At 38.8% G+C, this 15,120-nt stretch carries 15 protein-coding genes and 1 other annotated feature; of the genes, 1 reads left to right on the forward strand and 14 read right to left on the reverse strand.

The genetic code is table 11. The features are described from left to right. Positions 1-11: 11 nt before the first annotated feature. On the reverse strand, positions 12-2,678 hold the full coding sequence (locus HMPREF0877_RS03045; RefSeq protein ID WP_002827737.1) for a valine--tRNA ligase: 2,667 nt from the start codon (positions 2,676-2,678) through the stop codon (positions 12-14). Positions 2,679-2,755: 77 nt separating this feature from the next. Next, positions 2,756-2,965, reverse strand: a binding site (T-box leader). Positions 2,966-3,047: 82 nt separating this feature from the next. After that, the gene (locus HMPREF0877_RS03050) at positions 3,048-3,665 is read right to left on the reverse strand and encodes a LysE/ArgO family amino acid transporter (protein WP_002827738.1); all 618 of its coding nucleotides are present in this window, start codon (positions 3,663-3,665) and stop codon (positions 3,048-3,050) included. Positions 3,666-3,796: 131 nt separating this feature from the next. Here HMPREF0877_RS03050 and trhA point away from each other — a divergent pair, with 131 nt between their 5' ends. Next, the gene (gene trhA / locus HMPREF0877_RS03055; RefSeq protein ID WP_002827739.1) at positions 3,797-4,453 is read left to right on the forward strand and encodes a PAQR family membrane homeostasis protein TrhA; all 657 of its coding nucleotides are present in this window, start codon (positions 3,797-3,799) and stop codon (positions 4,451-4,453) included. 111 nt (positions 4,454-4,564) lie between these two features. Here the strand turns inward: trhA and HMPREF0877_RS03060 are convergent, their stop codons facing one another. The 12 genes from HMPREF0877_RS03060 to phoU all read right to left on the reverse strand — a co-directional run bounded on the left by HMPREF0877_RS03060 (position 4,565) and on the right by phoU (position 15,072). Further along, positions 4,565-5,278, reverse strand: a complete 714-nt coding sequence (locus tag HMPREF0877_RS03060; RefSeq protein WP_002827740.1) for a hypothetical protein — start codon at positions 5,276-5,278, stop codon at positions 4,565-4,567. Positions 5,279-5,410: 132 nt separating this feature from the next. Further along, complete coding sequence (locus tag HMPREF0877_RS03065; protein WP_002827741.1) at positions 5,411-6,247, reverse strand: hypothetical protein; 837 nt, start codon at positions 6,245-6,247, stop codon at positions 5,411-5,413. 179 nt (positions 6,248-6,426) lie between these two features. Then, on the reverse strand, positions 6,427-6,894 hold the full coding sequence (locus HMPREF0877_RS03070) for a universal stress protein (RefSeq protein WP_040760477.1): 468 nt from the start codon (positions 6,892-6,894) through the stop codon (positions 6,427-6,429). Positions 6,895-7,012: 118 nt separating this feature from the next. Then, complete coding sequence (locus HMPREF0877_RS03075) at positions 7,013-7,288, reverse strand: hypothetical protein (protein WP_002827743.1); 276 nt, start codon at positions 7,286-7,288, stop codon at positions 7,013-7,015. A 374-nt stretch (positions 7,289-7,662) separates the two neighbouring features. Then, entirely contained in the window at positions 7,663-8,952 is a 1,290-nt protein-coding gene (locus HMPREF0877_RS03080) for a replication-associated recombination protein A (protein WP_002827744.1), read from the reverse strand. 26 nt (positions 8,953-8,978) lie between these two features. Further along, entirely contained in the window at positions 8,979-9,422 is a 444-nt protein-coding gene (locus HMPREF0877_RS03085; RefSeq protein ID WP_131473311.1) for a YueI family protein, read from the reverse strand. A 247-nt stretch (positions 9,423-9,669) separates the two neighbouring features. Continuing rightward, positions 9,670-10,650: a ketopantoate reductase family protein gene (locus tag HMPREF0877_RS03090; RefSeq protein ID WP_002827746.1), complete on the reverse strand. Its 981-nt coding sequence runs from the start codon at positions 10,648-10,650 to the stop codon at positions 9,670-9,672. Between the two features lie 252 nt (positions 10,651-10,902). Then, complete coding sequence (locus HMPREF0877_RS03095) at positions 10,903-11,112, reverse strand: hypothetical protein (RefSeq protein ID WP_002827748.1); 210 nt, start codon at positions 11,110-11,112, stop codon at positions 10,903-10,905. After that, the gene (locus tag HMPREF0877_RS03100) at positions 11,109-12,680 is read right to left on the reverse strand and encodes a peptide chain release factor 3 (RefSeq protein WP_002827749.1); all 1,572 of its coding nucleotides are present in this window, start codon (positions 12,678-12,680) and stop codon (positions 11,109-11,111) included. The genes HMPREF0877_RS03095 and HMPREF0877_RS03100 overlap by 4 nt, the downstream gene beginning before the upstream one ends. 196 nt (positions 12,681-12,876) lie before the next feature. Beyond that, positions 12,877-13,431 carry a nucleoside tri-diphosphate phosphatase gene (gene ntdP, locus HMPREF0877_RS03105; protein ID WP_002827750.1) on the reverse strand — a complete coding sequence of 185 codons (555 nt, stop codon included), beginning with the start codon at positions 13,429-13,431 and terminating at the stop codon, positions 12,877-12,879. Positions 13,432-13,511: 80 nt separating this feature from the next. Next, on the reverse strand, positions 13,512-14,306 hold the full coding sequence (locus HMPREF0877_RS03110) for a RecX family transcriptional regulator (RefSeq protein WP_040760478.1): 795 nt from the start codon (positions 14,304-14,306) through the stop codon (positions 13,512-13,514). Between the two features lie 91 nt (positions 14,307-14,397). Continuing rightward, positions 14,398-15,072, reverse strand: coding sequence for a phosphate signaling complex protein PhoU (gene phoU, locus HMPREF0877_RS03115; RefSeq protein ID WP_002827752.1), 675 nt, complete (start codon positions 15,070-15,072; stop codon positions 14,398-14,400). Positions 15,073-15,120: the final 48 nt, after the last annotated feature.

Consider the following 15,120-nt stretch of genomic DNA (forward strand, 5'->3'; position numbering starts at 1 on the left):
GTACCTATTAACTATGCTTTTGCATCTTGTAATTGTCGTAAACGATCTTGTGTTGCTTGTAGCTTGTTCTCCCAATCCGCTAACTTTTCACGTTCTGCAGTGACAACCTGTTCAGGCGCATTGTTAACAAATTTTTCATTACTTAATTTACCAGTAGCACGCTTTACTTCGCCTTGGAACTTCTTTACCTCATCTTGCAAACGGGCAATTTCTTCATCCAAATCGATCAGCTCTGCTAATGGTACATAAATTTCAGCACCAGAAATAATTTGTGTCATGGCTAGATCGGGTGCAATAATATCAGCTGAAATTTGCAAATTCTTTGGCTTTACAAAACGATTAATATAGTCTTCATTTTCCTTGAAGATACGCTGTAAATTCTCATCAGCTGTTTTAATCAAGACATCAATAGTTGTTGACATTGGTGCATTTGCTTCTGTACGAATTGTACGAACTGCTTTGATTAAGTCAATCAAACTATTAAAATCTGTTTCAGCTTGTTGATTTGCCAACGTTTCATCAACTGTTGGGTATGTCGCCGTCACAATCGTCTCACCTTCGTGTGGCATTTCTTGCCAAATTGCTTCAGTTACGAAAGGCATGATTGGGTGTAGCAAACGTAACGTATTATCTAGTACATAAGCAAGGATAGATTGTACGGTTGTTTGTGCATCAGCATCATCCCCGTTTAACGTCTCCTTAGTCATTTCGATATACCAATCAGCAAAATCATTCCAGATAAAGTTGTAAAGTGCACGACCTGCTTCACCAAATTCAAACTTATCAAAATTCTTCGTTACAGCAGCAATTGTTGCATTCAAGCGTGACAGGATCCATTGATCAGCCAATGATAACTTTGTCCGGTCGGCTGGTAATTCTGCCTTTGTATCATCTGATAAATTCATTAGCACATAACGAGAAGCATTCCATATCTTATTAATGAAATTCCAAGCTGAATCCATCTTTGTATATGAGAAACGCACATCTTGTCCAGGAGTTGAACCAGTTGCTAAGAACCAGCGCAAGGCATCCGCACCATACTTTTCAATCACATCCATTGGGTCAATACCATTTCCCAACGACTTTGACATCTTACGACCTTGCTCATCTCGAATCAATCCATGAATCAAAACGTTCTTGAATGGCCGACGACCAGTAAATTCCTTTGATTGGAACATCATACGTGCAACCCAGAAGAAAATAATGTCATATCCAGTCACAAGTGTATCTGTTGGGAAATAACGCTTAAAGTCCTCTGCGTCTGTATCTGGCCAACCCATCGTTGAAAATGGCCAAAGCGCTGATGAGAACCACGTATCAAGAACATCCGAGTCTTGCTCCCAATTTTCAGCATCCGCTGGTGCTTCCATACCAACATACATTTCACCAGTTTCTTTATGGTACCAAGCTGGAATTTGATGTCCCCACCAAAGTTGACGTGAAATAACCCAATCATGAATATCATCCATCCAACGTGTGAAAGTCCCTTCGAAACGTGGTGGATAAAAATCAACGCGGTCATCTGACTTTTGCATAGCCAAAGCTTGTTCAGCCAGTGGCTTCATTTTAACAAACCATTGTGTTGATAAACGTGATTCTACCTGGACACCAGTACGTTCAGAATGACCAACCGCATGCACGATTGGTTCAACTGATAGCATCCAGCCGCCAGCTTCTAGATCGGCAACCATTGCTTTACGTGCATCAAAGCGATCCATACCAACATACTTACCTGCACGTTCATTCATTGTTGCATCTTCATTCATCGTGTTGATACGTTCCAAATTATGACGATTACCAACGCCAAAATCATTTGGATCATGTGCAGGTGTAATTTTAACCATTCCTGAACCAAATTCGGGATCAACATACTCATCAGCGACAATAGGAACTTCCCGATTAACTAATGGTACAAGTACTTTTTTACCAACTAATGCTTTATACCGTTCATCTGATGGATGTACAGCAACAGCCACATCCCCAAACATAGTCTCTGGACGCGTTGTTGCAATTTCAATGTAGTGCTTACCTTGATAGGTTGTCTCTTTATCCACAAATGGATATTGCACATGATAAAAAGCACCTTCATCGTCTTGGTGAATAACTTCGATATCTGACAAGGCTGTCCGTGCCTTTGGATCCCAGTTAATGATGTATTCACCACGATAAATCAAGCCTTTTTCATAAAGCGTCACAAACACTTTTCGAACTGCTTCTGACAATCCTTCATCCAAAGTAAAGCGTTCACGGTCATAGTCGAGTGACAATCCTAGCTTGCCCCACTGTGACTTAATCGTAGCTGCATATTCGTTTTTCCAGTCCCAAACTTGCTCAACAAATTTTTCACGGCCTAAATCATAACGTGAAATGCCATCTTCTGCTAAACGTTGTTCAACCTTCGCTTGCGTTGCAATCCCAGCATGATCCATACCAGGTAACCACAATGTATCAAATCCTTGCATACGCTTCTGGCGAATAATCATATCCTGTAACGTTGTATCCCAAGCGTGGCCTAGGTGCAGCTTACCAGTTACATTTGGTGGTGGGATGACGATCGAATAAGGACGTGCTTTCTTATTTCCTGATGGCTTAAATCGTTTTTCTTGGACCCACTTATCATAACGTCCAGCCTCAACAGCTGTTGGATTATACTTTCCAGGCATATCAATTTCTCGCATAACCTTCACTCCTTATTTTTTAATCACTCTTTTTCATTGTTGTTCATTAAAAAAGCCCTGAACACACATTACTGTATGTTCAGGGCGAAATTATCGCGGTACCACCTGAATTAGAGTTTATTCTCTATCTCATTTTGACTTAACGCGTCCTCACGTCATCGGCTACTACAATATTCACCGACAAAGCCCACTAGCTACTTTCTAAGTCAAAGTCCTCAAAATCTCACACCAAATGATTTTGTCGCTGTTAGATACTTTGCTTATACTCTCTAGTGCATTGCTATAAAAGCAATTTTACAATGATAGATTAACAAAATCAACCCTAAGGACTGTCATGAGTTCAATTCTGTTGGAATAAAGCCATTTTATTTAGAAGATGTCCAATAATGCTTCAACTAATAAGTAAGCACCATAAATCAAAACGATTAGTCCAGATATAATATTTACCCAAACAAGCACTTTTTTAGGTAGACGTTCTTTTAACAAATTCATGAGAATCGTAATCGTATTAAACCAAATAAAAGTCGCCATAATCACACCAATAATAAATGGCCACACAGCATCTTTTGCCAAGGTACCTCGTAAAGCACCCAGCAACAAACTACCGTCAATCAAAGCCTGTGGGTTGGCCCATGACACAATAAAGGCTGTCATAAAAGCTTGTTTTACTGGTAATTTATTTTGATGGGCATTTAACTGGACCCCATCAGCACTGCGCAAAATTCCCCAGCCGATCCAAATAACTAGCAAACCACCCACTAGCATAACCAATAATCTCAGCCAAGTCACTGAACTAATGATGGCCCCCATACCGAAAAACGCTGCTAACGAAAATAATGAATCCGCAATCCATACAAAAAGAACATAAACTAATGAACGTCGAAAGGAATTAGTCAACGCATTATTAAACACGTACAAATTTTGCATCCCAATTGGTGCCACAAAAGCAAACCCAATCATCATACCCTTTATTATCGTCATTAACATCTCTACAAACCTCACATATTCCTTATAACCATTTTATTTAGTTTACAAAACTAGATGTAACGGTTATGATAATCATAACAATTAATTTAATTTAATCGATAATGTCCTTAATTAGATAAAGGAGAACCCCTATGCCTACTTTAACAAAAGAAAATCGTCGCTACCTCATTACCTACGAAACTTTAAATGCCGTTACCCACGGGATTGGTGTTATCGCCGCAATTATTGGTGCAACCTTATTAATCATCAACAGTGTACAACACCATTTTTCAACCTTTACAATTGTTGCGTTAACCATTTATGCAATATCGATCATTAGTTTTCTACTTGCTTCGACTTTGTTTCACGCACTCATTTTTACAAAGGCTGGTAAAATTTTCCAATTTTTGGATCATTCTGGTATCTATCTTGTCATTCTCGGTAGTTATACCCCATACACCTGGCTATTTTTAGATACTAAAATAGGCTGGCCAATTTGGCTAACCATTCTATTATGCACTATTTTAGGCTTTATTTACGACCTATTTTTTGTTGGTCGTTGGCCATGGGTATCGGTTATTATCTATGTCATCATGGGTTGGCTGATTATATTGGCCTTTCCTGCCCTTCATGCAGCGTTAACACCCTTCGCATTTTACTTATTACTAGCAGGTGGCATTACCTATACGCTTGGTGCCCTATTATATCTCATGCCAAAGCTGCCACTTGGTCACGTTTACTGGCATTTATTTGTATTATTAGGTGCGACACTCATGTATATTTCAATTTATTCAATGCTATTCAACTAACTACAAGGCATAACTTTAACCGTAAAGGGCCGAAGTCTTCCATATTTGGAATTGACCTCGACCCTTTTATTATTTATAAAAATTGCTGCATGAAACATAATAATCTTTAAATTATTTGTTCTTCTCAATACCAGCCTGGACCCACTTATTAAAGCCATCATCGGTTGCTTCAACCTGACCACCTTGTTGATGATTTTGGTAGTCATTTTTTTGTTGCTGCGAGAATGCATCCCAAACCGCACCACCAATTGAGTAATGACTGGCACTCAGTAAGACGTCTTTAATAGCAGGTTCAGCAGCTAACTTGTTAACGGTTGCTAATTGATCCTTTTGCCATTTTCCTGCTACTGCATATTCTAGACCATCTTCTAGTTTAACTTGCCGCGCAATCATCACTGAACTAATTTTTGATTGTTGACCAGCTGCCTTTAAAACTAAGCCAGTTGCCTTAGCATATGCCTTCATAAAATCATCAAGTGATTGTGTCCCATCATCAGCAAAGATAACCGTTAACTCACCATTGTTTTGATTGACCGAGACAATAGCAGGAACATTATTTTGCCCTTTTAGTATGTTTTTAACATCTAAATTCTCTTCTGCGCCAGTAGAACTTGACGACTTGTCAATAGTTGTAGAAGTTTTTGAAACTGCTTTGCCCTGACTGTTTGACTGTTGCTTCTTGTTAACGGCCTTAGAACTGTGTGACGAAGTTGCTGCAGTTGCCGCTTCTTCATGCGGCGTACTATTAAATACAATCGCAAAAATAGCAATTATTGCTGCCACTGCCATAATTCCAATAATCATCGTGATTTGTCGTTTATGCATTATGATTTACCTTTCTTTTCCTTAAACCATAATATTCTATCATAGATAATTTTACGTTTTTAATGACTATGTCACAGTTCCATTAACAAATGCTAACTTTTTATTAAATGAACGCCTGTCTTTGTCATAAAATTAACCTTTTCGACCAAAAAGGCGGGCAAAGAAGCCCCTAATACCACCACGTTTACGTCTTTCAACACGTGATTCTGTTGCGGCTCTCTCATTGTTTTCAGAATCCTTAGCCTCAGAATGGGACGATGTCTCAGCTGTTTTATCCGTTTCTTCTACTGCATCAGAAACATCTTTGTCAGACTCACTCACTGGTGGCGTTGCAATTTCCGTAGATGTCGCTACTTTTTTACTAGCTTCGGCCTCAGACTGATGTTTAACTTCCTCATTATGAACATATTCTGCAATCATTTCATCTGTCAAAGCAGGCATAGCGACTGTCTTTGATGTCACGCCAAGGCCAACAACCGTTCGACCAGTCTTGCCAGTCTTTTGATTCGTTGCATGCACTTCTATCTGACTTGGCAAAATATCATCTGGTAAGACTAACTCAAACTCCAGCCCATTATCAATAGGTAATGAAATGACATGTTCATCACCAATGAAATGTACAGAAATCGAAACATCTCGCTGATTGACACGCCCTTCAAGCAATCGTTGTCCATTTTGAGTAGAAATTACTGCCGTTACAACTGGTGCCGGTTGATCAATGACTAATGACACAACCTCTTTAGCTGATTGATCAGGGAACATTGCTGTTAACGTTACTTCATTGTCTGTATTTTCTGTTGGTATTTTAACAACAAAGCTACCCTTTTCATCTGAAGTGGTTGTATCAACATCATCATTTGCATACTTTACAGTGATCACAACATTCTCTGCCGCCACGTGACCAATAATGGTTGTCCCCAAACTATTTGTCAATGTTGATGCTACCAAATTTAGTTTTGACTCACTCATATTGCGATCTCCATCCCTTATAAACTGTCAATAATATATTTATTGTACCAGATATTTAAACTAACAAGAAATAATAGCCCCAACAACATAAATTGGTTTTCGTACAAATACCAAAAATAATCAAAAAAGCTGAGACAGAAATTCTGTCTCAGCTTTTACTATAAATTAATCTTAAAACGCTACTCATCATCCTTTGTTCGACGAACAATTAACGTATCAACTGTTGCGACACGTGTCACGAACTCAGTAACAGAACCAATCAACAAACGCTCAATAGCATTTAACCCTGTAGCACCAATCATAATCAAATCAATGGCATACTTTGCTGGTGCCTGCGTTGCAATGACGTCCTTAGGTGAACCATATTCAATTGAATAGTCAACGTTCTCAACGCCGGCATCCTTAGCCTTCTGCAAATATGCGTCCAACGTCTTCTTAGCAGTACCTGCGACTTGCTCAACCATTGTTGTTCTAAAATCAGTAACATTTTGGAATGATCGGGTATCAATAACATGCAAAATATGCAACTTTGTATCTGATCCATTCTGCTTAGCTACCTTGATAGCACGATCTAATGCAGCCTCAGCCTCCTTAGATCCATCAACTGGTACCAATATATTCTTGTAGTTTACTTTTACATCAGCCATAACAGTTCCCCCTGTCCGATTGACCATATGCGACTTTTTCTACACTTTTATTATAACGCATCTGTCACATTTTTTCACATAAATAATGTTTATTTTTGCCATTTGCGATATATATAAATTATTTAAATAAAAGACGAACAACAACAATTGCCAATACAGTTGTTAACAAAGTAGCTACGATGACAAAGAGTCCGCCTGGTAATGCAGCCCCTTTTGTTAAAAAAGTACTTATTAGTAATGAAATAGCATCAATCGTAAACAGCCAGCCAAACCACAGTGCCGGTTGTTTCGCATGTTGCTCTGAGATGCCCAAAAAACCATGGCGATGCGTCAACAAATAAATGCCAAGTATCCCAACCACCACTGCAAACAAAACATAAAGTCCAATAATCATATTTATATTCCTTTTCTTTACTGATAAAAAAGCCGCCCACCTTCGATATGTATATCGAAAATGGCCGACTATCGTCACTCAAAAACTTAAAGTTTTGAGAAACTATGAACACTTGATTGGTGCCGTTAGTAAATTCGACTGAGTTGGCTCCAGTTAAAGGAAAGTGGGTGAATAAGTCCGCGTTTATAACTACTGAGTGAAACAGCATGTTATAGCGGCATCCCGACATCCCCGAGCAAAAAGGTTGTAAAGCAACTACAGATGGTAGAATTACGCGTACACCCAAGGAATTCATTTATATTTCCTATTATACTTATAATTATACAAAATAAAAGCCTTGACAGATCATTAGGCGCGCTATTCTTCATAAGTGCCTAGTTTCCTTTTAACCCATCTCGTTGCGCTTTTTTTAATTTGTCATATTGTTCTTTATAAGCACGTTCAACCTTAGAGTTACCGGCTGGCTTAAAGTAGTTGGCTCCCATCAACTTGTCAGGCAAATATTGTTGTGGTACCCAGTCGCCAGGATAGCCATGCGGATAGACATAGTCTACACCATGACCTAATTTTTTTGCACCAGAATAGTGCGCATCCTTTAAATGATCAGGCACATCACCTGTAGCACCCTTTTTGACATCACTAATTGCTGCATCAACTGCTGTAATTGCTGCGTTTGATTTTGGAGATAGCGCCAATTCAATGACCGCATTCGCTAACGGAATACGTGCTTCTGGGAAACCAAGCTGTAAAGCCGCCTGAATTGCTGTCACAGTTCGCGCAGCAACGGCTGGATTAGCCACGCCAACATCCTCATATGCAATCACTTGTAAGCGTCTTGCAATGATTGGTAAATCGCCAGCCTCAATCAAGCGTGATAAATAATGTAGTGCTGCATCAACATCACTACCGCGGATGGACTTTTGTAATGCTGAAATAACATTATAATGACCATCACCATCTTTATCAGCCGTGATTGCTTTTCGCTGCACAGTTTCTTCGATAATCGGTAAAGTAATATGAATCCGCCCATCTTCGCTTGGATTAGTTGACCTAACTGCTAATTCAAGACCATTCAATGCTGAACGCAAATCACCATTAGTTGCATAAATTAATTGTTGCTGTGCTTCTTGATCCAAATCAACATCAAAGTCGCCCAGACCACGCTCTTTATCGGCTAAAGCACGAGCGATTGCCATTTGCATGTCAGCTTCAGATAATGGCTTCACCTCAAATATTTGTGTTCTAGAGCGAATTGCTGGCAAAATTGTCAAATAAGGATTTTCCGTCGTTGCACCAATTAAAACAATGCGCCCACTTTCCAAATGAGGTAGCAAAAAATCTTGCTTGGTTTTATCTAATCGATGTATTTCATCCAATAATAAGACCACTGTCCCAGACATTTTAGCCTCTTCAGCCACAATCTGTAAATCTTTTTTAGTGTCCGTCGCTGCATTTAAAATTCGAAAGGCATATTTTGTCGACCCAGCAATGGCACTAGCAATACTTGTTTTCCCGGTTCCAGGAGGTCCATATAGAATCATCGATGACAACATTTTAGCAGTTACCATTCGATTAATAATTTTCCCGTCACCTACCAGATGTTGTTGACCAACAACTTCACTGATATTTCGTGGGCGCATGCGGTAAGCCAATGGCTGTTGCATCCAAATTACCTCCTTTAACCGTTTAATTAACTAAATAGTCTTTTATACCACGGTTTTTTCTCATCTTTTTGACCGCTACTAGTCTCACTACTATCAATGGTATCTTCAATGGAAACAGGCTCTTGATGAACCGCTGAATGTGCCGCAAGAACTGCTACCACATCAGACTGATCATAGATTGCATCACTTTTAAGTGTAAATTTTGCCTGTTGTTTCGCAGCTAACTCAATATACTGATCTAACACATTTTTATTTAAATGACCATTTAAATACAGCACTGCATCAGGATGGGCATGCAACTGTTGCTCCCAGGCTTTCATATAGCGATCTTCACCAGCAGTTTCACGCGTCTGTAGTACATAGATGCGTTCACGGAAATTACCTAAGTAATGGTGTTGTTCATCTGGATTAATTTCAGGTGTTCCATATAGTCCGGTTTTGACGTGTGGATCCATTTCTTGTTTGTCCATGAATGTCTCTCCTTTAATTATTAGGTTTATTTTAACATAATCAGCTTCCAACGACAATTTCACTAGGTATGTCAGTATGTAGCTACTAAAACAGCGCATCAAAAAGTGTGATAACACAATCATCATTTAAGTTTTTGGGAACAAGTGAAGGGCTACCCCTCCACCAACAAATTGGTAGAGTGATAACCCTTCAATATACAATGTTCACCTATGGTCAAAACACAATTGTTTATCAAAAAAGAACCAACTAATTTGCACTATTCTCTGGCATTTGGTGATATTTTCTCATCATCTCTGCCATGTGTACTTCATGAACAACAAATTCGTGTGTTCGACAAACAAAGTCATGTTCACGGCCTATTTTTGCAATATAACCATTGATGTAGTCAACCTCCGTTGGGCGTCCCTTTGAAAAATCTTGATACATCGATGGATAATGATATTTGTACTCTTGACTAACAGTGATAACTGAATCAACTTGTTCCTGACGCGTAGCAATCAGATATATGCCGGCTCGTTCACAAGCATCATAGGCTTCATCAAAGAGTTGCTTGGCCATTTCTCGGACACCTGCATACTCAATAAACTGCCCCATCTGCATTTCAAACATTGTACACAATGTATTTGTCACCGCATTAAAAACAACCTTTGACATACACATTCCCAACCAATCATCAGTAACCACCGGATTTAACTTTGCTCGTTTAAAATCTGCAACGATTGCTTGAAATATTTGATCTGCTGAATTGTTATCATATTTAGCTAAATGCATGACTTCCGTCCCTTCGGCACCCATAAAATCCACATTGGCAGGACCATCCAAGCGAGTTGCAATCATTGCCGTACCACAAACAATATGATCTCCAGCAAAATAATTTGCGATTTTTTCAAAGTGCCCCATACCATTCATCGCCGAAAATACATATTGATCTTCATGAAAAATGCCTGCTGCTTTGTCACGTTTTAATTCTTCAGCTAGTTGCATCTGCTTTTTAAAAATAATCCATACATCAGGGTATCCATGATATTCCTCTGGATAGAAAATATTAATAGGTTCTATATGTCGATTCTCATGATCACGGGCAACAGAAACGCCACCTTGTTCACGAACGGCTTCAACATTGCGCTCCCAAGTATCAATGAAGTCAACATCAACATTAGCATTTTTTTGTAACATTACCCCAAACCTATATCCCATTGCGCCTGCTCCAATAATGCCGTACTTCATATTGACCACCTCTTTTTTATTATTTTTAAATCAAACAACATCAATCATGAACCTTAAAAATGTTTTTTTAATTTAAATATTTAGTGTAGTGTAGTCTTTTATGGCAGGTAGCGTCAATGATATATTATAAAAAATATTTATTTTCTAATTTTGAATGAAATAATTTCATCGTTTTTTAATATAAAATAAAAACACTTGTGATTAACAAATAGCGCCATTGGCTTTTATAATTGATCACAAGTGTTTTAATTTTTAGCTAACTAGCAACGTTACCATTCCGGCAACAATTACATATATTAAATATGCCCCAAATAGCCAATGTAATGCATTGAATAATTTTGGAAACCGTTTTAATGCCGAATGACCAGCAAAGTAAACTGCTGTTGGCATTAATAATATCACGGAAAATACCAATGCTCCCATTAGCCAATTCGTTGGCATAACAGGTAACATTAACGTCATAACTTTGCCTCCAATTTAACATCTGGGTACTTATTTGCAAACCAACGTTCAGCAAATTGATTTTCAAATAGGAATACTGGCTTTTCATGTCGGTCACGAACAAGTAAGTTTCGTGAAGAAGCCATTCTTGGATCCAACTGCTCTGGATCTATCCAGCGAGCAATTTTAGATCCCATAGTTTCTAATGAGACTTCGGTATTATATTCATTCTCCATTCGGAATTGGAACACTTCAAATTGCAATGCCCCAACTGCACCAATAATATAGTCTCCGGAATCCCAAGCCGTATACATTTGAATTGTTCCTTCTTGAACCAGCTGCGTAACCCCTTTATGGAATGACTTCTGCTTCAAAACATTTTTTGCATGTACGCGCATGAATAATTCAGGTGTAAATGTTGGCAATTCTTCAAACGTGACTTCATGTTTACCAGCGTATATCGTATCGCCGATTTGGAAATTCCCGGTATCATAAATACCAATAATATCACCTGGATAAGCCGTCTCAACATTTTCACGAGTATCAGCCATAAACTGAGTCACATTTGCTAATCTAATTTTCTTTTGTGTCCGTTGTAGGGTCACATCCATACCACGTTCGAACTGACCGGATACAATACGCAGAAAAGCAATACGATCACGATGGTTCGGATTCATATTTGCTTGGATTTTAAAGACAAAACCAGTAAATTGCTCGTTATCTGGTGCAATTGCTTCACCAGTAATCGTATGCTTAGGTGCGGGAGCTGGTGCAAATTGCATGTATGTTTGCAAAAAGGTTTCAATCCCAAATCCCTGCAACGCTGAACCAAAGAAAACTGGCGTCAATTTTCCACTCATAACGGCTGATTCATCAAATTGGTTACCCGCATCTTGGAGCATCTCAATTTCATCACGAGTCTCGTCCCAGAGTGAATTATTTTGAATAGCATTTGGTGTTGCTAAATCAACACCTTCCTCATTAAGTGGCAAAAAGCGTTCGGCCTCACTAGTTGGTCGATAAACTTCCACATTATTATGGTAACGATCAAATAATCCCGCTAAGATTTGTCCAGAACCAATTGGCCAATTCATCGGATAAGCATTAATGCCTAAAGTTGACTCTAGTTCATCCACCAAGTCCAATGGTTCACGACCATCCCGATCTAACTTATTAAAGAAAGTGAAAATAGGAATATGTCGTTCACTAACAATCTCAAACAATTTTTTAGTTTGTGGTTCAATTCCCTTTGCTGAATCAACCACCATGATAACTGAATCAACTGCCATGAGTGTGCGGTAAGTATCTTCAGAAAAATCCTCGTGTCCTGGTGTGTCCAGAATATTAATGCGCTTACCATCAAAGTCAAATTGTAAAACTGATGATGTCACAGAAATACCACGTTTTTGCTCAATTTCCATCCAGTCAGATTTGGCAAAGTTTCCTTTACGTCCCTTAACGGTACCAGCCTCACGGACAACTCCTCCAAGCTTTAATAACTGCTCTGTAATTGTCGTTTTACCGGCATCCGGATGAGAAATAATAGCAAATGTACGTCGCGTTTGCGTTGCTTCTTTTAATGATGCCATAATTAATCGCCTTTTTATTTTTTTATATTATTTTTAAAAAACTTAACAATTCAGTATAACTAATATTGTCATTTGTTTCAATAGGCCCGGTTGCAACGCAATACACTGATACAAACCGTCAGTAGTTCTCCCAATCATTCTGACACAAAAAAAGACTGCCTTGAATCGGTAGTCTTAATTAGTTATATTATGACAACTATTGTTGACTATTTCGACGTTTAATTTCTAAATAACGTCGATACCACAAGTCAATATAGGCATCGGAAAATGGTCCTTGCTGATTATTGATCCAATCGACTAAGATTTTGACATGCTCACGCACAATATAATCAATATCTGCTGGATAATGCCAACGTGCTTTATGTAATTCATATTCGTCTGTATCTAACAAACGCTTCTCACCATTTGGAAAGACTTTCACATCCAAATCATAATCGACATACTTCAACGCTTCTTTATCCAACACAAATGGGGATGCAAGGTTGCAATAATAAGACACGCCATTCTCACGTATCATCGCAACGATGTTGAACCAATATTTACGATGAAAATAGACAATTGCTGGCTCCCTTGTCACCCATCGGCGACCATCATCTTCAGTCACTAATGTATGATCATTTAAGCCAATAATTGCATTCTCACTGGTTTTCAACACCATCGTGTCACGCCAAGTCCGATGTAAACTCCCGTCATGCTTGTAGCTCTTAATAGTTACGAAGTCGCCTTCACGTGGTAATCGACTATCTTTCATTATTTTGAGCTTTCTGTGAATTTCACCAAATTTTTTTCTATTTCATTGTATCACGCGAGACGTTAAAAAACACTGGCAACTTAGTCTCTTTGCTTTAACCACCGATCAACTAAATTCAAATCATAGCCTTTACGATACATGGCCGCTTTTAATTTGTTTTTAAATTCCCATCCTTCAAATGAAGCGTAGCGATTTGCTGCTATCGTCGCATCTCGATCTAGATTTTCCCATTCTTGATCAGCATCAGGCGCTTCAATTGCCCGATGTTCACTGATTGCTTGTTGTATGAGGCGCTGGTCAAAACCCTGTTGTAGCAATTTTTGCTGCGTTTTTTGTTCTGCCAGAAATGTTGAATGACGGGCATTTTTTTCTAACAATTGACCAACCCTTTCTGCCAATGCATCAACTTGATCTGTAATCGTATATGCAGCTAATGCATCCTCAATCACAAATTGGTCAATACCTGCTTGTTGTAATTTAAATTTCACACCCCGTGGACCTAACTTACCTGCTGACTTTGCTTGATCAACATAGGTCTCAGCATATGTGACATCATCAAGAACATGGTCATCCTTTAAACGACTGATTACGTCCTTAATAATTTGCTGGTCATATCCTTGTTCTTTCAGTTTAAGATAGACTTGCTGACTGGTACGCATTTGACCAGTTGCATAAATTAATGCTCTTGTATAAGCTTTCTGGCTAAATTCTGCTGACTTTATTTGTTCAATGGCTGCATCATCTAAGGTCGCCCCTTTAAACAAGTTATATGTAATTAATATTTTCTCATCAACTGCAAAGGCATACTCATCATCTAAATAAATATTGTAGCGTCCCATTCGTCGCTGCCGAGTCACTTTTGTCACTGTTTGCATCGTGCCCTCCATTCATTCACATCCATTTTAACCGAAATAGCAAAAAACAGCGAACTAAGATTTAAGCTCACTGTTTTAATATTATATGGTATTAGATGAATGAAGATGTCCCAGGATTTAACTCAACAATCTTTCCTGTTCGCTTATAAATAATCCATTCAGCAATATCCGTCACATAGTCAGACGTGCGCTTTAGATAGCCAGCAACCACTAAATAGTCAGTAGCCGCCGTTACCTGTTCAGGATCAGCCTTGCTGGCATCAATCGAGAGCTCACGAATATGTCTCGTCGCATCCGAAACCCCTGAAGCGACTTCAGATATTCCCTCAGCTGCTACAGCATCATCATTAACATAATAATCTAATACTTGCGAAACCATCTTGGCAACGACTGAACCAGTACTACCAATTGTTTTTTCGATTTCAGCAACACGCTTATTACCTTTAACATGGATAGTTGACATAGCAATGTTTCGTGCGTTATCCCCGATACGTTCCAAAACAGACACTGCTTTTAAAACCGTCATAATTTCACGCAAGTCAGTTGTTACTGGTTGATACAAGGCAATCATTTCAAAACTTTTCTTCTCAATTGCGATTTCGCGCTGGTTGATGGCCTTATCACGTTCAATAATGTCTTGGGCGACAACGCGATCATGATCTAAAAACGCCTGTACAGCTTCATCTAAAGTTTCAGAAACAAGTAACCCCATTTCTTTAAAGGATGTATCTAAGTCTGCTAATTCATCATCAAAATACTGTCGCATACCAATATTTCCTTTCTACTGTTTCTCTTATCATACCCTAAGAAGCAA

Source organism: Weissella paramesenteroides ATCC 33313, from assembly GCF_000160575.1.
GTDB lineage: Bacteria > Bacillota > Bacilli > Lactobacillales > Lactobacillaceae > Weissella > Weissella paramesenteroides.

What these genes read in the sequence shown, in the direction of transcription:
- trhA (WP_002827739.1), top strand. Translation starts at nt 3,797, where the DNA reads ATGCCTACTTTAACAAAAGAAAATCGTCGCTACCTCATTACCTACGAA.
- HMPREF0877_RS03100 (WP_002827749.1), bottom strand. Translation starts at nt 12,680, where the DNA reads ATGGCATCATTAAAAGAAGCAACGCAAACGCGACGTACATTTGCTATT.
- HMPREF0877_RS03065 (WP_002827741.1), bottom strand. Translation starts at nt 6,247, where the DNA reads ATGAGTGAGTCAAAACTAAATTTGGTAGCATCAACATTGACAAATAGT.
- HMPREF0877_RS03070 (WP_040760477.1), bottom strand. Translation starts at nt 6,894, where the DNA reads ATGGCTGATGTAAAAGTAAACTACAAGAATATATTGGTACCAGTTGAT.
- HMPREF0877_RS03090 (WP_002827746.1), bottom strand. Translation starts at nt 10,650, where the DNA reads ATGAAGTACGGCATTATTGGAGCAGGCGCAATGGGATATAGGTTTGGG.
- HMPREF0877_RS03080 (WP_002827744.1), bottom strand. Translation starts at nt 8,952, where the DNA reads ATGCAACAGCCATTGGCTTACCGCATGCGCCCACGAAATATCAGTGAA.
- HMPREF0877_RS03095 (WP_002827748.1), bottom strand. Translation starts at nt 11,112, where the DNA reads ATGACGTTAATGTTACCTGTTATGCCAACGAATTGGCTAATGGGAGCA.
- HMPREF0877_RS03110 (WP_040760478.1), bottom strand. Translation starts at nt 14,306, where the DNA reads ATGCAAACAGTGACAAAAGTGACTCGGCAGCGACGAATGGGACGCTAC.
- HMPREF0877_RS03060 (WP_002827740.1), bottom strand. Translation starts at nt 5,278, where the DNA reads ATGCATAAACGACAAATCACGATGATTATTGGAATTATGGCAGTGGCA.
- ntdP (WP_002827750.1), bottom strand. Translation starts at nt 13,431, where the DNA reads ATGAAAGATAGTCGATTACCACGTGAAGGCGACTTCGTAACTATTAAG.
- HMPREF0877_RS03050 (WP_002827738.1), bottom strand. Translation starts at nt 3,665, where the DNA reads ATGTTAATGACGATAATAAAGGGTATGATGATTGGGTTTGCTTTTGTG.
- HMPREF0877_RS03085 (WP_131473311.1), bottom strand. Translation starts at nt 9,422, where the DNA reads ATGGACAAACAAGAAATGGATCCACACGTCAAAACCGGACTATATGGA.
- HMPREF0877_RS03075 (WP_002827743.1), bottom strand. Translation starts at nt 7,288, where the DNA reads ATGATTATTGGACTTTATGTTTTGTTTGCAGTGGTGGTTGGGATACTT.
- HMPREF0877_RS03045 (WP_002827737.1), bottom strand. Translation starts at nt 2,678, where the DNA reads ATGCGAGAAATTGATATGCCTGGAAAGTATAATCCAACAGCTGTTGAG.
- phoU (WP_002827752.1), bottom strand. Translation starts at nt 15,072, where the DNA reads ATGCGACAGTATTTTGATGATGAATTAGCAGACTTAGATACATCCTTT.